Genomic DNA, 18,627 nt, shown 5'->3' on the forward strand with positions numbered 1-18,627 from the left:
GTATGAAAGCCCGTTCTGTCTCCGCGACAGCAGCTATCAGCGTTGGCGTTTTCACCCTGGCCGGGTGTGGCGGCGCATCCAGTCCCGAAGGTTCGGTCGGTGAGTATGCAAAGGACGGCAGTTTCACGACTGTCATCAACGCCGATCCCGGAAATCTGCACCCTCTGATCACCAACCTCACGTCGACTCAGATCGTGAACGCGTACTCGTACGATTCGTTGATCGACATCGACGCGCAAACACGCACTGTGCGTCCCTATCTGGCGGAGAGCTGGAGTGAAGAAGGGAACACGCTGAAGTTCGTGCTCAAGAAGGGCATCACTTGTGCCGACGGCACTTCCTTCACCGCACAGACCGCGGCCGATGACATCAACTGGGTCATGGATCCTGAAAACGCTTCACCGCTACGCGGATCCACTGTGCCGATGTCGACTTCGGCCTCAGCGGACGGTGACGAACTGATGGTGACTACCGCCGAGCCAGCGCCCTTCCTGCTCTCTCGAATCGGCGCGTTGCGGCTTCCGTGCGCTGCGACGCTCGAAGACCCGGCCAGCATCCGTTCGAGTAGCAACGGAACGGGTCTGTTCAAGGTCACCGAAGTTGTTCCGAACGATCACATCACGATGGAACGACGCGACGGTTACACCTGGAGTCCGAACGGCGAGACCACTTCCGACACTCTCGGAGTGCCGAAGACAGTGACGATCAAGATTGTCACCGATCCCAGTACGACGGCGAATCTTGTTCTCACCGGCGGAGTGAATGCCGCAGCGGTCACCGGTTCGGACGAGGAACGAGTCTTGGCCGCGGGTCTGGATTCGAAGACCTACACCACGTTGTCCGGCGAGTTCATCTTCAATCATTTCGCGGCCCTACCCACGGCAGACCGTGCTGTACGGCAGGCCCTCGTGCAGGCAGTAGACCTGGACGACTACACCGAGATCACCACCGGCGGTATAGGAACCCGCGCACGCGCCCTCGCGGTTTCGGAACCCCTTGCCTGCGACTACAACAGTGTCGAAGGGACGATCCCCGATTTCGACGTCGATGCAGCAAAGAAAACGCTGTCCGACGCAGGTTGGAAGGCGGGGTCCGACGGCATCCTGACGAAGGACGGTCGACCGCTTGCCCTCAACGTGATTTTCAACAACTCACGCGATACGAACTCTGCCGCCGCGGAATACGTGGCAACACAGTGGGAAGGACTGGGCGCGAAGGTGAAACTGACCGGCGGCGACTACAGTTTTGTCATCGCCAACACATTCAGCACCACCGACCTGTCGTCGTGGGACGTTTCCATCGGTTTGACGCTGGGGAGTGATACGCCGAGCATCTTTGCCAAGTACTTCACCGGCCCGCCCAAACCTGAAGGAGTGAACTTCGCTTCCCTCGACAACAAGAAGTACATCGAATTGTCCACTGAGGCTTCGCTTCTTCCCGGTGACGAGTCCTGCAAGGTCTGGGAGGAAAGTGAGCGGGCATTGTTCAAGGACGTCGACCTGCTGCCGGTATCCACGACTCCCGCTCACATGTTCTTCAACGGGGCAACGTCGATCTATCCGCCATCGAGCGGAATCCTTCCGGGCTCGGCGATCCGTGTCCTGAAGTAGGACCCTCGGCAAACGCTCACTTTCGGGTATTGATCATCCGAAGAGCAAACCGAAATACCACTGCAGCACCCGCACCTGCAGCCAGGCCGGCGACGACATCGGCAAGAAGGACACCGACGCCTATGCCCAGGACGGCAGCGGCGGCGACAGCAAGGGCTACGTCAGCACGAGGAGCGGCGATCGCGGCATCCTTTCCCCGAGTATCGAACGAGCACCCATCTCAACGGAGCATGTCACGAAACTGTCGTCCGCAGGTGTATCAACAGCAAAATGTGTGAAACGCGTCGGCCCCGACGGAGTTGGACTCCGCCGGGGCCGGGCTGTGTGTACAGCGCAGTGTGTATTGCGCGCTGGCTCAGTGTGTCGGAACGGATTCCTTCGACGTGGTCGGGGACGTATCGGTGTGCTGGCTACCAATCTCCTTGCGGGAGTTGGAGCTGTTGAACCGAGGGAGGAAACCGGCCAGGACGAGTGCGACGACGGCGGATCCGGCAGCGAGGGCCATGACGACGCGGAAAGCGTTCTCCGACGGCAGCGTTGCCCCACCGATGGACATGGTCATCTGGGCGATGACGACACCCGCGATGGCGCTGGCGAATGATGTACCGAGGGAGCGCATCAGGGTGTTGAAGCTGTTGGCTGCACCGGTCTCGGACGGAGGAACAGCCCCCATGATGAGAGCGGGCATCGCGCCGTAAGCCATACCGGTACCGGCGCCGATGATCACTGCGATCACGATCAGTTCCCAAATCGAGTGCATGGCGAAAATGCCGATGCCGTAACCGATTGCGACGACAACGGCGCCGAGCATGAGCGTCACCTTGGGGCCGTGCGAATTGGTGATGCGTGAGGACAGCGGAGAGATCAGCATCATGATGATGCCGGAGGGAGCCATGACCAGACCTGCGGTGAGCATCGAACCGCCTAGGCCGTAACCAGTGACTTCAGGCAACTGGACTACCTGGGGAAAGACCATGCTGGCGGCGAACATCGCGAATCCGAACACGATCGATGCGAGGTTGGTGAAGAGCACCTGGCGGCGGATGGATACGCGTAGATCCACCAGCGGCTTGGGGGTGCGTAGTTCCCACCAAGCCCAGAATCCGAATATCAGGATCGCGGCGCCGAACAAGGAAAGCGTGAGCGTGCTCGTCCAACCCCAGTCGCCACCCTTGGAAATGGCCAGTAGTAGAGCGATGAGGGCGGCTGAGAGCGAGATTGCCCCACCGAAGTCGAACGTGCCACCTGTGCGAACCGCCGATTCGGGGACCAGGACGACAACAAGAACGGCCGCAAGAGCGCCGAGCACGGCTGACGCCCAGAACAGGACGTGCCAGTCGGCGTACTCGGCGATCAAAGCCGCGATCGGAAGCCCCAGAGCGCCACCGACTCCCAGCGAAGCGCTCATCATCGCAACAGCGCCGGCGAGCTTCTTGGGCGGAAGTACATCGCGCATCACACTGATACCCAGCGGAATGACGCCGGCAGCAAGGCCTTGCAGGATTCGGCCGGCAACGAGGGGGATAACGCTCGAACTGAGGGCTCCGACCACCGAACCGGTGACCAACAGCGCCATGCTGATCAGGAGTAGACGCCGTTTGCCGAACATGTCGCCCAAGCGGCCCATGGTCGGGACGGCGACGGCGGCGGCGAGCAGCGTGGCGGTCACAGCCCACGCGGTATCGGACGCCGGCGCGTTCAGGTACTCGGGCAGATGCGGGATGATCGGGATGACCAGCGTCTGCATGAGCGAGACGACGATGCCGGAAAACGCCAGAACAGCCACCACTGCGGTGGTGGCTGGCGACTTCGTTGTCTGTGGCGGCGTTGTCGGTGGTGGAGAAGTGGTTGACGACATTGCGGTAACTCCATCGGAGGAAGAACGAATAATGGTTTAAGTCAGTTGATTGAACTAAAGTTAAATCAAGCGACTGACTTAACGGAAGGGTGCGCCTCCGATCGTGACGAATATCTCCGGTGCCGAGCAGCTTCGGATGGTCGAGGATGATGGTGCCCATGACTACGAGGACTGAGGACGCGTCGGCCGACGTCGGCGGCGCCGCAAATTCCGCGCGCTCTGCTGCAACCCGAGACCGCATTCTCGCCGTCGCCGAGCAGTTGTTCGCCGAGCACGGTGTCTTCGCGGTTTCGAACCGCCAGGTGAGTGAAGCGGCGGGTCAGGGCAACAATGCAGCCGTCGGATACCACTTCGGGACCAAGACCGATCTGGTCCGCGCGATCGTGAACAAGCATTCCCAGCAGGTCGAGAAGAAGCGTGGCGAACTGCTGTGTGAGATCGAAGGGTCCACAAACGTTCGTGACTGGATTTCGTGTCTGGTTCGGGCGTCGACCGATCACTACGCCGAAATGGGTGGCCCGACTTGGTACGCGCGGTTCAGTGCACAGATTCTCACCGACCCGGTCCTGCGGAAAATCGTCTACGACGAGGTACTGGCCTCGCCCACCCTGCAGGAGACGCTTCGGGGACTCTCTGACTGTCTGGCCGACATGCCGATGAGTGTTCGACGCGCCCGCGCGGACATCGGACGCAATGCGATCGTGCACATTTTCGCCGAACGTGAGCGCACGCTTGCCGAAGAGGGGCCGGACGCGGTCACGTCATGGGAGGACTTCACGACCGACCTCGTCGACGCGCTGGTCGGACTTTGGACGGCTCCGATCAGCCGCTGACCGGCCGTTTGTCCGCGCTAGCCGCCCGCCCCGGGGCAACCCTGCGCAATGGATCTCGCGTCGGCGGAAGATCCAGGAGCAAGCCGACTCCGGCAAGAATGATGACAAGACCGCCAACGAGCGCGAAGGTAACAGGCTCGTTCAACCACAGCACTCCGATGGCTGATGCCGAAATCGGAACGAGAAGAGTGACGGCCGATGCCGCGACTGGACCCGCCTGACGAATTATCCAGAAGTAGACCAGGTAGCCACCGGCGGTAGCCCCCAGCCCCAGGGCTACCACGGCGATGAGTGGGCCGACGGTTATGGGCCCCGGAGGGGGAGCGACGGCGGACACCGGCACCAAGAGGGCGACCGCGGCAAGTTGTTGGCCGAGGGCCAGCGTCAGGGGTGGAGTGTCCTGGAACGACTTTCGTGCGTAGACACCTCCGACTGCGTACAGCAGCGCCGCGGTCAAAGATGCGCCAATGGCCAGCATTGCGCGACTGTCGATCGCTGACGGAATTCCGCCGACAAGCACCGAGACGCCGACGATGCCGATCGCGACCCCCGAGAGTTTTCGCCAGGTGATCTTTTGTCGAAGCCAGAAAGCGGCGACGAATACGGTGAACATCGGAGTCGTGGCGTTCAGGATCGACGCCGTCGACGAGTTGAGGCCGACGATCGCAGTTGCGACAAGTGTCAGGGGCCCAGCGACGTTGAGGGCAGCCAGCAGTAGGAATGCAGGAAACCGATGACCGACCGCGCGCCAGGTCGATCTGCTGGAAGCAGTTATCAGCGCGAGAACCAACGCTGCAACAATGAAGCGGCCGTGCGTCGTGCCGACGGCGCCGAGAGTTGGTGCTGCCACAGCAACCAGGGGGAACGAGCTTCCCCAGAGCATGCCGACCAACAGCAAAGCTCCAACTACGGCGAATCGGCTGCTGCCGATTGCTTTCCAGTTCTTCATTGCTCCTCTTCGTCGACGACCTCGCGGACATGGCTGGTTGATGCCAGACCTACCCTATACCCCCAGTAGGTATAAGGTTGACTGTGTCGTGATGCTGCAGGTGATCCGAGACTGGTGACGCATTATTCTTTCTCCCGCAATGGTTTATACGGCGAGATGTCAACTGAACGCACCCTTAGGCTCAGTCAAAGATACCTATAGGGGGTATATTGGCGGTTGTATCGGGCTCGCTTTGCGGGCCGCATCCGTCCCGCAAAAGAACAGGAATCCCAATGAGCAGTTGTGGCTGTGGCAACACCCCGAAGTCTGACGCCAAAGGCGATGTCGGCGCTGTCGGTTCGGCGATGCCGACCGGTGTGAAAGACCTACTCACCGCTGGCAGTAGTGAACTTGTCGAATGTCGGGTCATGCCCGGCAGCGTGATCGAGAAGGTGCGTGCCGAAGCGGAAGGCCTGTTCCGTGACTTCGAAGGTAATCGGTACTGGTTCTGCTGCAAGGGATGTGGTCCTCGATTCGACGCAAATCCGAGGAAGTACGCCGACGTGAGTTGAGCCAAGAGTGGTGGTGCAGGCGATGGCTGCACCACCACTTTCGTTGTAGCGCTGTCGGGGTTCAGTCGGACCGTCGACGTCAGACGGTGCGAGCGCACGCGCACTGGGCAGCCGCCAAGGTGCATTCGCCTCGGGTGGTTTCGTACGTCGCCTGTCCGGGCAATTCAACAACCGTCTCCCGAGGCCAAAGTGCAAATCCTGCAACGGCTCCCACTGCGGCAAGCGCTGCAAGGATGCTCCAGGTGACCGCAAATCCCGCGCTCGAACCAACCCATCCGGCGATCGGATAGGTGACAAGCCAGGCAAGGTGCGACAGGGAGAACTGGGCTGCGAACACCTCCGGTATACCTGCGGGTTCGACGGAGCGCCGAAGTACTTTTCCGGTCGGAGTGACGATCATGGCCATGCCGGCGCCGACGAGCGCCCACACTGCGGCAGTGAGCATCCACGTCAATACACCGGCCACGGCGAGGGCTGCTGCCGCGCCGGCGCTGACGACCAGGACAACGGAACCTGCTGTCATCACAGTTCGTTCAGCGGTTCTGTCGAGAACGCGTGGAAGAAGAAGCGCGGTCACCAACGTGCCGGTGCCTGACGCGGCAAGCATCCACGCCACGTCGGATTGGGTTCCACCGAGCTCGTCGCGGACGTAGTTGACGGTGTTGACCACCACGATCGATCCGGCTGCTGCCACCACGAGATTGAGTGCCATGATGCCGCGCAGTCGCGGCGTGGTCACGAAGATCCGCACCCCCGACGCGATCCGATCCCACGCTTTGCGGTGAGTACTTCGGCGAGCGTTGGGGATTCGGGTGGCCAGCACGAGCAGTGCCGAGACCGCAAAGCCCACGGAGGTGGCGACGAACAACAGGTTGAATGTCATGAAGGACAGTGCGACTGCGGCAAGAACAGGGCTGAGCAGGCTTTCCATCGTGTAAGCGACCTGCGATGCCGACAGTGCGCGGGTGAAATCGGCCTCGTCGGTCACGATGTCAGGGATGACCGCTTGGAACGTGGGAGTGAACGCTGCCGACGCAGCTTGGAGAACGCCCACCAGCACGTAGATGTGCCAGATCTCGCTGACGAAGGGCAATGCGATCACGACTGCTGCACGAATGGCGTCGAGGGCAACGAGGAAAGCCCGTCTCGGCAACCGGTCTACGTACGCCGCCGCGAGTGGAGCGATCACGACGTACAGGGACATCTTGATCGTCAGCGCGGTGGCCAGCACGGCTCCGGCGCTCGGTCCGGCGAGTTCGTAGGCGAGTAGACCCAGCGCAACCGTCGCCAACCCGGTGCCGAACAGCGCGATGATCTGGGCGCTGAAGAGCAGGCGATAGTCGCGAATCAAGAACAGACGCAGGATGTTCCGTTCCGGTGCGGACTTAGCGATCCGGTTCATTTGGTTTCACTCCCGCGACAAGATTGAAAGCTCCGGTCAGGACATTGAGGGCGACGATTCCGACTACGTCGGCGATCTCGCGATCACCGTAGCCGTGCGCTCGAAGGCCCGTGATGTGTTCGTCTGAAATCGAGGCAGGCTCCCGATAGACGCGAAGCCCGAGGTCGATCATTGCCGCGATGGCGGGATCGGCCGAGGTGCCCGCGCGGGCACGCTCGATCTCGTCCGCCTCGACGCCGTTGGCGTGCGCGGCGGCCACGTGGGCTTCGAGGCAAACAGCGCAACCTTGCTGGACCTGCACAGCGATAGAGATTCGCTCGGTGATCTTGCGGCTCAGTTTCGCTCGCTTCATTGCTCGGCTGAGTTGCAGATAGCCGCCCAGCACAGCGGGCGAATGAGCCATCGCCGCGACCATGTCACCGACCTGTCCGTGACGGTTGACGAGTTCGGCGAGAAGGTCTTTCGATGCACCGACAGCGGTGGTGGGCGTGAGAGAAGCAAGGCGCGACATAACGAGTCCTAAGTGGTTCCGCCGGTGGTGGGTTCGGCTGGTGACAGCCGGCCGAACCCACCACCGGAGTTGGTCAAGAATTGACGGTGGATTGAACGGTTCGAGGATCGTCGACCTTGGTCGACCGCATCACGATCGCGGTGATTGCTGCGCCAACCACTGCGATGGCGGCTGCTCCGAGGAACACGGCGGAGAAACCGTTCGTCAACTCCGTCAGGCCGCCGAGTTGATCAGCGCCGAACACTGCTGCGATCGCGGTCATCACCGCGAGGCCGACAGCCGAGCCGACCTGGTAGCTGACGTTGACGATGCCGGAAGCCAATCCGCCCTCTTCCGGGCGTGCAGCCGAAATCGCCGTACCGAGTGAGGGAATGAACGCCAGCGTCATACCTGCCGCAGCCACGAGCGACGCCGGCAGTACGTCGACCCAGAAGTTGCCGGTGGGCCGGATCAACGACATCCAACCCAAACCGATTCCCAGTATAAGCAATCCGGTCACGATCATTGCTTTTGCGCCGAAGCGCGCCATGGCCCGTGGTGCCACGACGACCATGCCGAGCATGACGAAGATCGTCATCGGCAGCAGCGCCGCACCGGCCGGGAAGGCGCTGTATCCGAGCACTTGCTGCAGGTACAGGTTCAGGAAGAACCACATCGGTATCCAGGCGGCGCCGAGCACGAGCTGAGCGATGTTCGCGGCACCGAGGTTGGGCGCCTTGAAGATTCCCAGACGCACCAGAGGTTCCCGACGCTTGGACTGGATCAACACGAATGCACCCAACAGAGCGGCCGAAACGGCGAGCGCCAGCCACGTCTGCCCGGATCCCCATCCGACATCAGGTGCTCTGACGATGCCGAAGACTCCGACAGCAAGACCTGCGGTGACAGCGAGTGCGCCGAGGAAGTCGATCGACCCGGTACGTGCCGGTGCGTTCGGCATCAGGAGGGGAGTAGCGATCAGCGCGATGACAGCGATGGGAATGTTGAGGTAAAACACCCAAGGCCAGCTGGTGTATTCGGTGATGACGCCGCCGAGGAACACGCCGGCCGTACCGCCGGCCGGAGCGGCAGCGCCGTAGATGGACAGCGCCTTGGTCATTTCCTTTTGTGTGCTGCCGAACAGCATCATCAGCAAGGTGAGCGCGGAGGGCGCGATGAGTGCGGCGCCTGCGCCCTGGACTGCACGGCCCGCAAGTTCGACGGCGACGTTACCGGCGGCACCGGCGACAACGGAACCGATCAGCAGGATCAGCCAACCAGCGGAGAACACTCTGCGGGCGCCGAACAGGTCGGACAGGCGGCCGCCGAGGAGAAGTAGCCCGCCGAACGCGATGACGTACGCATTGAAGACCCAGGTCAGGCCTTCTTGGGAAAAGCCGAGATCGCTCTGCATCTGGGGGAGAGCGACGCCGATGATGGAGGTGTCCATGATGACCATGAACTGAGCGGCGGCGATCAACGCCAACGCCCACCACTTACGGGTGGATTTCGGTTGTGTGGACATTCTGAGTTCCTTACCTGTACGGGGTATAGGTGATGCTTGTGTGGTCAAGGGGTGTCGTAAGCGGGCCTGGGTGACATCGGCGCAGCGCTTCGTTGGGGTGCACGGGGAAATGCTGGTCTTGGAACTCATTCGGCCGGCGCTCTGCGTAGATGCGCATCGGATCTCCTTCGAGTGAATTCAGGGTGTTCGAGTAGTTCGTTGCATACCCTAGGGGGGTATGGTACAAATTGCAACAGGTTCGATGTCAAGGAGTGCAGAACCTGACGCAGACGGCAACGAAAGTGCTGCCGACCCAAACTTTGGAGGGCAAGATGTTCAGCGACAACGGCTACACACTGGAATTGGCAACGTCGGAGGCGGCCGTCGGCAGCCATGTCCCCTTGCAGTTCCGGATCCTGGATCCGGTTGGAACTCCGTTGACCCGGTACACGGACACCCACGACAAGCAGTTGCATCTGATCGTGGTCGGTCTGGACCTGACCGGATTCCAGCACGTGCATCCCGAATTGGACGAGAACGGAAACTGGCATGTGTCAGTCGATTTCGATCATGCGGGAGACTATCGAGTATTCGCTGATTTCACTCCGGACGGCGGTGACGGAATCACGCTCAGTGCGGATGTGCGCGTCGCCGGATCCTATGATCCTCGGCCGTTGCCCGCCGCTACTGCCGCCACGACGGTCGACGGCTACGCAGTCTCTCTCGAAGGCGCGGCCCACGCAGGGCAGACATCGAAGCTCACACTCTCGGTCAGTCGTGACGGAATCCCGGTCACAGACTTGCAGCCCTACCTTGCCGCATACGGGCATCTGGTCGCGTTGCGTGCCTCCGACCTCGCCTATCTCCATGTCCATCCGGACGGCTACCCCGGTGACGGTCTCACGCCGGCCGGACCGGCAATCACCTTCTACGCCAACATGCCGAGCGCCGAGGATTACCGGTTGTTTTTGGACTTCAAGCACGGCGGAGTGGTGCGTACGGCGGAATTCACGCTGACGGCCGACAATGCGACCACGCCTGGGGCCGAACACTCGAGCCACGCGCACCACGGGCACTGAAACCGAATGCGTTTCGCAGCAACGGGAAAACGGGCATGGGCAATCGCCATGCATCCATCTGTTCGTGCAGTAGCGAAATGCGTGGCGATGTGCGCAGTGATTGCTCTGCAAGACAACGGAAGTCGAAGAGTCGCCGCACATCGCCCCGGTAACGAGAATTGTTGCGAAGTCACGCGTTGACGAACAGGAGGACATCGAATGTCGGAAGCGACAGAAGTGGGCAACGCTCCAAGCAGTGCCCCAAACAGTGTCCAGGGCAATGATACGACCGGCGATGTGTGCTGCACGGGAGATTCGCACGGCTACATCACCGCCAAGGGCGACTACCTGGCGCGTCTGCGTCGCATTGAAGGTCAAGCTCGCGGCCTGCAGCGCATGGTCGACGAGGACAAGTACTGTATCGACATCCTGACGCAGGTGTCGGCGATGACCAAGGGCCTCCAGGCGGTGGCCATGGGCCTGCTCGAGGACCACATCGGCCACTGCGTCGTCAAAGCCGCTGTTGCCGGTGGGCCCGAGGCGGACGCGAAGATCAAAGAAGCGAACGACGCGATTGCGCGATTGGTCCGCTCATAGAATTGTGATGAACATTGATACCTTTGTGCGCATGTTCAGTATCGAGATCCGTCGTACATTCGCTGTGAGGCAAGGGCTTCCGGCACCGGTGCGGGACGCGAAGAACTTGCCGCCGCTGATGCCCGCCGAGGGATTTCGCGTGACGATGCGAGTGGCGTTCTCGTTCGAGGACGACCAACTCGGAGAACGTGGATGGTTTGTCGACACGGACGCTCTGGACGAGTCCGTCATTCGAGAATGTCGCGAAGTGGGCTTTCAGTGAACTTGCGTCCAGCATTCCTCAGCTGACCTACGTCGAACTCGACAACGAGACGATCGGTGTGGCAACAAGATACGTCAGATCACAATGATCTGACGTATCTCGTTGACGCACCGCGTTCGGTCGACCGGCCTACTGGTAGAGGCGCAACGCAGAACCGATGAAGGTCTTACCGAATGCGAGTCCGGCCTTGTTGAAGTAGAAGCTCAAGACCGTATCTGCAAACGGGACTGCGGACACCGTTTTGGTGATCTGTGACTCGGCGTCTGCCCACTCCGCGCACGCTGCTTCGCCGGTCAAGCCGGATGCCTTGGCAACGGCTGCTTCGTAGGCGGGGTTGTTGATCGAAGAGAAGTTCTTACCTGCTGCCGGAGCAGGACCGGAGAAGAACGGGACGAACCCGCTGGGTACCGAATTGTTGATCTGGATCCACGCGATGTCCCACTGGTTGTTGTCCTTGCCACTGAGCATGACGTCGACAACCTTGGTCTGGTCGGCTCCTGTCACCTCGACGGTCGCACCGAGGTCGGACCATGCCGACTGGGTGAGCTCGGCTGCCGCGCTGCGCGCATCTTCGCCAGCAGCGTAGAAGAGGCGGAGGGTCAGCGGCTTTCCGTCCTTGCTTCGTTTGCCGTCGGAGCCGGCGGTCCAACCTGCAGCGTCCAGTGTTGCCTTTGCTGCGCTGAGGTCGAAGTCCGGAATGTTGCCTGTGACAGAGTCGTACACACAGGCTCGGGGCTCGACGGAGACAAGACTTGTTGCACGGGTGCCCTGGCCGCCCGTGATGACTTCAGCGAGATCGTCGAGATTGACAGCCTGGACGAGAGCTTTTCGAACGGCGGGATCGCTGGTCGGATTGTCCGCAATCTGATTGAAGTACATCTGACCGGCGGGAAGTGGGCGCTGGACCGAGTCGAAATTGGCGGCATCGATGCGATCCTTGTCCGGACCGGCGATCGGAGATGCGCTCAGTTCGCCTGAGAGAAGCTGGTTTGCTGCGGTGCTGACATTGGGTGCCATGACAGCAATGACTGTCTTGGGGACACCCGGTGTGTCGGAGGTGGTGTCGTCGGGCCCCCAGCTGTAACCGTCACGACGCTCGAACGTGTAGTGGTCATTGGCCGAGACTTCGGTGACTTTGAACATGCCGGAGCCCAGCGACTTGTTGTTCGAGGCGGTCGGATCTTCGAGACCGGCATCGCACATGATCGGGAGGCGACTGATGGTGAGGAGGAGGAACGGGGTCGGCGCCGGAGTGGTTACCGTGATGGTGCGGGTGGCGAGATCGGCAGTGGCCGAAGCGCCGATGGGAACTGTGGTGCCGCGTTGTTGTGAACCCTTGGCTGGATCGGCTACGAAGTTGATGTTGTTCGCGACGGTCTGCGCAGTCAGCGTCGACCCGTCGGTACAGGTCACGCCTTCACGAATGGTGAAGGACGCGGAGGTCGGCGTTTCTTCCCACTTCTCGGCCAACCATGGTTTGAATTCACTGGTTTCAGGATCCTGGTAGACCAAGGAGTCGTACGCCAGCTTCGAAATTTCCGCGGTTGCCGCAGAGCCGGACATGATCGGGTTGAGTGCACCCGGATCGCCTTGCAATGCGTACCGGAAGGTTCCGTCAGTCAGAGGCTCACCGCCGCCGGAGCCCGAGGACGTGCCTCCCGAGCTGCAAGCCGACAATACGAGCGCGAGCCCCGCGGTCGCGGCAAGCGTCGAATAGGAGCGGTGTTTCATTGTGCCTCCGTGAAGGAGCCGGGGCCCGGGAGTGAATCGTGAGGGCGCAGTCGAGTGTGACCGCTAAATCTTGGCGTAGGACGTGACGGGCATCTCGGTCGATCCTCACGAAAATCGGGCGGATTTTTGTTCGATTTCACGAAGGTTGGAGTTCTGGTTCAGTTCACGGGGAGTCGAGGTCACTTCGGCGTGGCCACCCGGTCTCCGTGAGCACGGTTGCTGGAACTGACCTCAACGGGGAGGTGGGGCCGGGACCGTGGAGGTCTGCGTCGTCGTCGATTTCGGACCAGAATTCGTCCGCCGAAACATCAAGGCCGAGAACGATCCACGGCGGTCCGGCTTCTTGGAACGCGTATGAGACGGTTCCGGTACGCGGAACTGTCGTATCGAACAGTCGGTCTCCGACGGGATAGCCCTGCTGCTCGCCGACCAAAGTCAAGGTAGTCGGTTCGAAGGATGCATCGCGCAGAATCTTCTCGACTGCGCGGTCGAAGCTCTGCCGGACGCTGAACTCTTCGTCCGAGTTCGAACCGGTGAACTCGGGGAAATGCGCACAACACAAAACGTATGGGCCTGCTGAGTTGCAGTAGAGACGAAACACGGGAAATCCACCGGCCACGACGTGACGTTAGCAGGGCGTCGAAATGGAGAAGTTGCTGTTTCAGCAAAGATGGTTGCGTGAGTTGTGGAAGGTCGTTCATCCTGGGTGCATGAGCCACGAACACCACAATCACCACGAAAACTCCGATACCACCGAGAATCCGTACGCCAAGGCGGACGCACAGTTCTGGAACTCGCTGTACGAGGAACGCCCCGCGCGCTGGAGCGGAAATCCCAACCCACAGTTGATTGCCGAAGCCTCCGACCTGGAACCGGGCACGGCACTCGACGTCGGTTGCGGCGAAGGTGCCGACGCTTTGTGGTTGGCGCGTCGCGGGTGGAAGGTCACCGGCACCGACATCTCGTCGGTTGCGCTCGGCCGCGCCCAGGCTCATGTCGAGGGCGAGGGCGTCGACATCGAATGGCTGGAAGCCGACCTGACGAAGTGGGATCCGCAGGGGCGCTCGTTCGATCTGGTGTCCGCGCAGTACTTCCACATGCTCGAACCCGCGCGCGGGGAATTGTTCCGTGCTCTCGGAGATCTGGTCGCGCCCGGCGGGCATTTGCTGATCGTGGGCCACTCACCTCACGAGTCGCCGACCGAGCACCATCGGGCCATGCTCCATACACCCGAATACGTGGAGTCGCTGTTCACCGATGGTTGGAAGGTGTTGGTCTCGGAGTCGCGGGAACGTGATCTTCCCGCGAACCCCGAGATGCATCACACGACGGATACCGTTGTGCTGCTTCAGCGATTGAGTGCGAGTACCGACAGCAACTCGTAAGCGACGTGAGCCGCTGCGATACCGGTGATCTCGGCGTGGTCGTACGCCGGCGCTACCTCGACGATGTCGGCGCCGACCACGTTGAGTCCCACCAACCCACGCAGTGTGTTCAACAATTCGCGAGAGGTCATGCCGCCCGCTTCGGGTGTTCCGGTGCCCGGAGCGTGGGCGGGATCGAGTACGTCGATGTCGACGGAGACGTACACCGGGCCACCGTCGAGGCGCTTACGCATGCGCTCGACGATGCTGGCGACGCCGTCGACCTCGTAGTCGTCACTGCGGATTACCTGGAAACCGAGGACGCGGTCGTCTTCGAGGTCTTTCTCGCTGTAGAGCGGTCCACGGATGCCGATGTGCTGCGAGCGCTCCATGTCGATCAGGCCCTCTTCGCTGGCGCGGCGGAAGGGGGTGCCGTGGGTGAAAGGCTGACCGAAGTAGGTGTCCCAGGTGTCGAGATGAGCGTCGAAGTGCAGGACGGCGATCGGGCCGTGATCGCGGGCCAGTGAGCGCAGGATCGGCAGTGCGATGGTGTGGTCGCCGCCGAGCGTGAGCACGGAGGAACCGTCGGCGCGCAGGTCGGTAAGGGCGGACTGAACCGTCGTGAGAGCTTCCTGGATGTCGAAGGGGTTGACGCCGATGTCGCCGAAATCGGCTACCTGCTGGTTGGCGAAGGGCGAGACCTTCAGCGCTGGGTTGTACGGACGCAGCAGCTTCGACGCAGCGCGGATGTGGCCCGGACCGAACCGGGCACCGGGGCGGTAGCTGACACCCGAATCGAAGGGGATGCCGAGGATCGTCACGTCGGCGCGCGAGACCTCGTCCAGGCGCGGGAGACGCGCAAAGGTGGTCGGCTCGGCGTAGCGGGGGACGCGCGTGGCGTCGACGGGTCCGATGAACGATCCGGGGTTGTTGGTAGCCATGTGCAGAGGTCCCTGCTCTCGATTCGGCGCACACCGGGCGCCCTTCAGTGATGTAGCTCTCTGAGCAAGTATGGTTTCTTCAAGAGGCTCGGTTGTCAACCCCTGTTTCCTGAAAGGGACACGGCGGTCGTGAAGGAGTGGGTTCAGTGGCCAAGGCGAAGGAAGCGGTCGAGCCGGTCGGACCGCGCATCGGGGCGAGGCTCAAGGCGGCACGTCAATCGAAGCGGTTGACCCTCGACGACCTGGCCGAGGCCTGTGGTGTGACCAAGGGGTATCTCTCGAAACTCGAGCGCGATCACGTCAACGCGTCGGTGGCGACCCTGATAAAGGTGTGCGCGGTGCTCGAGATCCCCGTCGGATCCCTGTTCGAGAATGCGTCCGCCGGTGAAGTAGTCCGCGCCGACGCCATGCCGCAAATCAGCTTCGGTGGCGAAAAGATGACGGAGTACCTGCTCACGCCTACCAACGAGCGTCGAATTCAGGTGCTGCTCGGCGAGCTGGAACCAGGCGGCGGAAGTGGTCGGGAGTTCTACAGTCTGCCGATCGACGTGAACTTCGTACACGTGCTCGAGGGCGGCTTGCGGGTTTCGTTCGAGGGTGGTCGGACGGATCCGAACGGTGAGGCCGTCGATGCCGAGGACGTCGTGCTTGCGGCGGGCGATTCCTTCACGTTCACGCCGACGCACAACCATAGTTTTCAGGCCGAAGGCTCGGTTCCGGCGAAGGTTCTGTGGGTCTTGAATCCGGCATTGCCGGAAGGGCCCCGCGCGTCGCCTTCGTGAGACTCGAATCCGTGAATGTTGATTCTTAGGAAACAAGAGTTGACATGATTGGCGGCACCCGTCACGCTGGTAGTTGTCCCCGTCACACACATCGTCGAAAATTGGCGTCACGGAACTCCTGAAGGAGCGCACCATGCATGTCGATTCAGTTCGAGTTGGCCTGTTCCAAGGTCCGCTCACCACCCCGGACACCTTTGCGTCGGTGGAGTTCAACCTCGCTGCAATCGACACTGCTGCCCGCGAGGCTGCAGCATCCGGTGCGAAGATCCTGCTGACGCCGGAGATGTCCGCAACCGGCTACGACATCGGCGAACTGGTGTCGCTACGCGCGGAACCGGCCGACGGCCCGATCTTCGATTCCGTCGCCGCGATTGCTCGAAGTGCAGGCATCGCAGTCGTCTACGGCTACCCCGAACTCGACGGGGGAGATGTCTACAACAGTGTGCAGGTGGTGGACCGCGACGGCACTTCGCTTGCGCACTACCGCAAGACGCACCTGTTCGGCACGCTCGACCGCGAACATTTCCGGCCAGGTGAGACCCTGGTGGTCGGGTTCGATTTCGAGGGCATCCGCTGCGGGTTGTTGATCTGCTACGACGTGGAATTTCCCGAAGCGGTTCGGGCCCATGCCGACGCCGGTACCGAATGGCTCATCGTGCCGACAGGGTTGATGACTCCGTACGAACACATTGCGCAGCAAGTGGTTCCGGCCCGCGCATACGAGAGTCAGATGTTCGTCACCTACGTCAATCGCTGCGGCGCCGAAACCGAGCTGACCTACTGCGGTCTCTCGTGCGCCATCGCGCCCGACGGTGCCGAGTTGGCGAGGGCCGGGGTCGGCCAGGAATTGCTCCTCGCCGATATCGCCGCCGCCACCGTCTCGCAATCGCGCACCCTCAACACGCATCTCGACGATCGACGCCTCGATCTGTATCCAGACCTTTCTGTCACGACTGTCTCCAAGGAGAACCGTAGATGACCATCCCAGTAGCTCCGGACAGTTCCTCGGAACCCGGCAAGCAGCCGCCCCTCACGATGTTCGGGCCGGATTTTCCGTTCCCGTACGACGACTACGTTTCCAGTCCGGCGGGACTCGGCTCGGTGCCCGATCTGGCACTGGGTACAGAAGTTGCCGTGATCGGTGGCGGACTCTCCGGCATGATCGCGGCCTACGAGTTGCTCAAGGTCGGTCTCAAACCGATTGTCTACGAAGCTGATCAGATCGGTGGCCGGATGCGGTCGGTCGAGTTCGACGGGCACCCCGGGGTGGTCGCCGAGATGGGCGCAATGCGTTTCCCACCGTCGTCGACGACGTTGTTCCACTACCTGAACGAACTGGGTCTGCAGACCGAAGAGTTCCCCAATCCCCTTGCCGAGGTCACGCCGAGCACCGTCATCGATCTCAAGGGCGAGAGCCACTACGCGCACACTCTCGAGGATCTGCCGCCGATCTACACCGAGGTGGCGCAGGCCTGGCAGCGCACTCTCGAAGAGCATGCCGATCTGATTCCGTTGCAGCAGGCCATTCGTGACCGCGACACCGCAGAAATCAAGCGGATCTGGAACGACCTCGTGGTGCGCTACGACGACCAGACGTTCTACGGATTCCTCGCCGCGTCGAAGCACTTCAAGTCCTTCCACATGCGGGAAGTGTTCGGACAGGTCGGATTCGGTACGGGCGGTTGGGATACCGACTACCCCAATTCGATCCTCGAAATCCTTCGTGTGGTCATCACGGCCGCCGACGACGACCACCGCGGCATCGTCGGTGGATCGCAGCAGCTGCCGATGCGGTTGTGGAACCGCGCCCCGGCGCACATGGCGCATTGGCCTGCCGGTACTACGGTCGCTTCGCTCAACGACGGTGAGACGCGTCCCCGCGTCACCGAACTCCGGCGTACCGAGCCCGGCAACATCACGGTCACCGACTCCGAAGGTTTCATTCGCACCTATGCGAGTGCCGTTGTGACAGTGCAGAGTTGGATGCTGCTGAACAATATCAGGTGTGACGACGATCTGTTCCCGATCGACCACTGGACTGCGATCGAGCGAACTCACTACATGGGTTCGACCAAGGTGTTCGTTCTCGTCGACCGCCCGTTCTGGAAGGACAAGGACCCCGTGACCGGCCGTGATTCGGTGTCGATGACACTGACCGACCGTATGAGTCGCGGCACCTACCTGCTCGATCAAGGCGAGGGCAAGCCAGGCCTGATCTGCTTGTCGTACACCTGGTCGGACGATTCGCTGAAGCTGCTGGCGCTCGACGCCACCGAGCGCATGAACATCATGCTGCGCTCTCTCGAAGAGATCTACCCCGGCGTTGACTTCCGCAGCCACATCATCTCGAGCCCGGTGACGCTGTCGTGGGAAACCGAGCGCGACTTCATGGGCGCATTCAAGGCGAACCTTCCGGGGCACTACCGCTACCAGGAGCGCCTGTTCTCCCACTTCGTGCAGAATGATCTCGAACCGCGTCATCGGGGAATCTTCCTCGCCGGTGACGACGTGTCGTGGACCGCCGGCTGGGCTGAGGGCGCGATCCAGACCGCGATCAACGCGGTATGGGGCGTCGTCAACCATCTCGGCGGCGCTGCGCCTGCCGAGAATCCCGGACCCGGCGACGTGTTCGAGGAGCTTGCTCCGATCAGGTTGGGCGACTGAGCTCACCGCAACTGCCGAAATGTCGTGCCCG

General features: G+C 61.6%; 18 protein-coding genes. 10 read left to right on the forward strand and 8 right to left on the reverse strand.

Annotated features, from left to right (window positions below; all coding sequences use genetic code 11):
- Positions 1-2 precede the first annotated feature (2 nt).
- Positions 3-1,610, forward strand: a complete 1,608-nt coding sequence (locus ACVZUB_RS03050) for an ABC transporter substrate-binding protein (protein WP_482628128.1) — start codon at positions 3-5, stop codon at positions 1,608-1,610.
- A gap of 355 nt (positions 1,611-1,965) precedes the next feature.
- Here the strand turns inward: ACVZUB_RS03050 and ACVZUB_RS03055 are convergent, their stop codons facing one another.
- A complete protein-coding gene (locus ACVZUB_RS03055; RefSeq protein WP_064074541.1) occupies positions 1,966-3,468 on the reverse strand; it encodes an MFS transporter in 1,503 nt (500 codons plus the stop codon).
- A 158-nt stretch (positions 3,469-3,626) separates the two neighbouring features.
- On the opposite strand from ACVZUB_RS03055, the gene ACVZUB_RS03060 reads away from it, so the two are divergent.
- Positions 3,627-4,301, forward strand: coding sequence for a TetR/AcrR family transcriptional regulator (locus ACVZUB_RS03060; protein WP_482628129.1), 675 nt, complete (start codon positions 3,627-3,629; stop codon positions 4,299-4,301).
- Here the strand turns inward: ACVZUB_RS03060 and ACVZUB_RS03065 are convergent.
- Entirely contained in the window at positions 4,291-5,250 is a 960-nt protein-coding gene (locus ACVZUB_RS03065) for a DMT family transporter (RefSeq protein ID WP_054781974.1), read from the reverse strand. The genes ACVZUB_RS03060 and ACVZUB_RS03065 overlap by 11 nt on opposite strands.
- A gap of 272 nt (positions 5,251-5,522) precedes the next feature.
- Here ACVZUB_RS03065 and ACVZUB_RS03070 point away from each other — a divergent pair, with 272 nt between their 5' ends.
- On the forward strand, positions 5,523-5,801 hold the full coding sequence (locus ACVZUB_RS03070) for a YHS domain-containing protein (protein WP_041814605.1): 279 nt from the start codon (positions 5,523-5,525) through the stop codon (positions 5,799-5,801).
- 79 nt (positions 5,802-5,880) lie between these two features.
- Here ACVZUB_RS03070 and ACVZUB_RS03075 read toward each other — a convergent pair whose 3' ends face one another.
- The 3 genes from ACVZUB_RS03075 to ACVZUB_RS03085 form a co-directional block, all read right to left on the reverse strand.
- Positions 5,881-7,203: an MFS transporter gene (locus tag ACVZUB_RS03075; protein ID WP_482628130.1), complete on the reverse strand. Its 1,323-nt coding sequence runs from the start codon at positions 7,201-7,203 to the stop codon at positions 5,881-5,883.
- Positions 7,187-7,714: a carboxymuconolactone decarboxylase family protein gene (locus ACVZUB_RS03080; RefSeq protein ID WP_020906029.1), complete on the reverse strand. Its 528-nt coding sequence runs from the start codon at positions 7,712-7,714 to the stop codon at positions 7,187-7,189. Before ACVZUB_RS03080 ends, ACVZUB_RS03075 begins: the two co-directional genes overlap by 17 nt.
- Before the next feature lie 73 nt (positions 7,715-7,787).
- Positions 7,788-9,218: an MFS transporter gene (locus ACVZUB_RS03085; protein ID WP_482628131.1), complete on the reverse strand. Its 1,431-nt coding sequence runs from the start codon at positions 9,216-9,218 to the stop codon at positions 7,788-7,790.
- Positions 9,219-9,529: 311 nt separating this feature from the next.
- Between ACVZUB_RS03085 and ACVZUB_RS03090 the strand changes: the two genes are divergently transcribed.
- From ACVZUB_RS03090 to ACVZUB_RS03100, 3 genes are all read left to right on the forward strand, one after another.
- On the forward strand, positions 9,530-10,276 hold the full coding sequence (locus ACVZUB_RS03090) for a hypothetical protein (RefSeq protein WP_482628132.1): 747 nt from the start codon (positions 9,530-9,532) through the stop codon (positions 10,274-10,276).
- A gap of 198 nt (positions 10,277-10,474) precedes the next feature.
- Positions 10,475-10,852 carry a metal-sensitive transcriptional regulator gene (locus ACVZUB_RS03095; RefSeq protein WP_029537469.1) on the forward strand — a complete coding sequence of 126 codons (378 nt, stop codon included), beginning with the start codon at positions 10,475-10,477 and terminating at the stop codon, positions 10,850-10,852.
- Between the two features lie 7 nt (positions 10,853-10,859).
- Positions 10,860-11,114: a hypothetical protein gene (locus ACVZUB_RS03100; RefSeq protein WP_482628133.1), complete on the forward strand. Its 255-nt coding sequence runs from the start codon at positions 10,860-10,862 to the stop codon at positions 11,112-11,114.
- Positions 11,115-11,243: 129 nt separating this feature from the next.
- Here ACVZUB_RS03100 and ACVZUB_RS03105 read toward each other — a convergent pair whose 3' ends face one another.
- On the reverse strand, positions 11,244-12,845 hold the full coding sequence (locus tag ACVZUB_RS03105) for an ABC transporter substrate-binding protein (RefSeq protein WP_165638572.1): 1,602 nt from the start codon (positions 12,843-12,845) through the stop codon (positions 11,244-11,246).
- Between the two features lie 163 nt (positions 12,846-13,008).
- Positions 13,009-13,464: a hypothetical protein gene (locus ACVZUB_RS03110; RefSeq protein ID WP_482628134.1), complete on the reverse strand. Its 456-nt coding sequence runs from the start codon at positions 13,462-13,464 to the stop codon at positions 13,009-13,011.
- A 91-nt stretch (positions 13,465-13,555) separates the two neighbouring features.
- Here ACVZUB_RS03110 and ACVZUB_RS03115 point away from each other — a divergent pair, with 91 nt between their 5' ends.
- The gene (locus ACVZUB_RS03115) at positions 13,556-14,230 is read left to right on the forward strand and encodes a class I SAM-dependent methyltransferase (RefSeq protein WP_065352843.1); all 675 of its coding nucleotides are present in this window, start codon (positions 13,556-13,558) and stop codon (positions 14,228-14,230) included.
- On the opposite strand, the gene speB is transcribed toward ACVZUB_RS03115, so the two are convergent.
- Positions 14,194-15,150: an agmatinase gene (gene speB, locus ACVZUB_RS03120; protein ID WP_165638573.1), complete on the reverse strand. Its 957-nt coding sequence runs from the start codon at positions 15,148-15,150 to the stop codon at positions 14,194-14,196. The genes ACVZUB_RS03115 and speB overlap by 37 nt on opposite strands.
- Positions 15,151-15,296: 146 nt before the next feature.
- Between speB and ACVZUB_RS03125 the strand changes: the two genes are divergently transcribed.
- From ACVZUB_RS03125 to ACVZUB_RS03135, 3 genes are all read left to right on the forward strand, one after another.
- Positions 15,297-15,932: a helix-turn-helix domain-containing protein gene (locus ACVZUB_RS03125; RefSeq protein ID WP_003941130.1), complete on the forward strand. Its 636-nt coding sequence runs from the start codon at positions 15,297-15,299 to the stop codon at positions 15,930-15,932.
- Between the two features lie 133 nt (positions 15,933-16,065).
- Positions 16,066-16,911, forward strand: coding sequence for a carbon-nitrogen hydrolase family protein (locus ACVZUB_RS03130; RefSeq protein ID WP_065456200.1), 846 nt, complete (start codon positions 16,066-16,068; stop codon positions 16,909-16,911).
- Positions 16,908-18,596, forward strand: a complete 1,689-nt coding sequence (locus tag ACVZUB_RS03135) for a flavin monoamine oxidase family protein (RefSeq protein WP_042452042.1) — start codon at positions 16,908-16,910, stop codon at positions 18,594-18,596. Before ACVZUB_RS03130 ends, ACVZUB_RS03135 begins: the two co-directional genes overlap by 4 nt.
- Positions 18,597-18,627: the final 31 nt, after the last annotated feature.

It is taken from the genome of Rhodococcus sp. OS5 (assembly GCF_056837585.1).

Bases quoted from the DNA above. Each gene is read 5' to 3' on its own strand.
- ACVZUB_RS03050 (WP_482628128.1), top strand. From the start codon at position 3: ATGAAAGCCCGTTCTGTCTCCGCGACAGCAGCTATCAGCGTTGGCGTT.
- ACVZUB_RS03055 (WP_064074541.1), bottom strand. From the start codon at position 3,468: ATGTCGTCAACCACTTCTCCACCACCGACAACGCCGCCACAGACAACG.
- ACVZUB_RS03060 (WP_482628129.1), top strand. From the start codon at position 3,627: ATGACTACGAGGACTGAGGACGCGTCGGCCGACGTCGGCGGCGCCGCA.
- ACVZUB_RS03065 (WP_054781974.1), bottom strand. From the start codon at position 5,250: ATGAAGAACTGGAAAGCAATCGGCAGCAGCCGATTCGCCGTAGTTGGA.
- ACVZUB_RS03070 (WP_041814605.1), top strand. From the start codon at position 5,523: ATGAGCAGTTGTGGCTGTGGCAACACCCCGAAGTCTGACGCCAAAGGC.
- ACVZUB_RS03075 (WP_482628130.1), bottom strand. From the start codon at position 7,203: ATGAACCGGATCGCTAAGTCCGCACCGGAACGGAACATCCTGCGTCTG.
- ACVZUB_RS03080 (WP_020906029.1), bottom strand. From the start codon at position 7,714: ATGTCGCGCCTTGCTTCTCTCACGCCCACCACCGCTGTCGGTGCATCG.
- ACVZUB_RS03085 (WP_482628131.1), bottom strand. From the start codon at position 9,218: ATGTCCACACAACCGAAATCCACCCGTAAGTGGTGGGCGTTGGCGTTG.
- ACVZUB_RS03090 (WP_482628132.1), top strand. From the start codon at position 9,530: ATGTTCAGCGACAACGGCTACACACTGGAATTGGCAACGTCGGAGGCG.
- ACVZUB_RS03095 (WP_029537469.1), top strand. From the start codon at position 10,475: ATGTCGGAAGCGACAGAAGTGGGCAACGCTCCAAGCAGTGCCCCAAAC.
- ACVZUB_RS03100 (WP_482628133.1), top strand. From the start codon at position 10,860: ATGAACATTGATACCTTTGTGCGCATGTTCAGTATCGAGATCCGTCGT.
- ACVZUB_RS03105 (WP_165638572.1), bottom strand. From the start codon at position 12,845: ATGAAACACCGCTCCTATTCGACGCTTGCCGCGACCGCGGGGCTCGCG.
- ACVZUB_RS03115 (WP_065352843.1), top strand. From the start codon at position 13,556: ATGAGCCACGAACACCACAATCACCACGAAAACTCCGATACCACCGAG.
- speB (WP_165638573.1), bottom strand. From the start codon at position 15,150: ATGGCTACCAACAACCCCGGATCGTTCATCGGACCCGTCGACGCCACG.
- ACVZUB_RS03130 (WP_065456200.1), top strand. From the start codon at position 16,066: ATGCATGTCGATTCAGTTCGAGTTGGCCTGTTCCAAGGTCCGCTCACC.
- ACVZUB_RS03135 (WP_042452042.1), top strand. From the start codon at position 16,908: ATGACCATCCCAGTAGCTCCGGACAGTTCCTCGGAACCCGGCAAGCAG.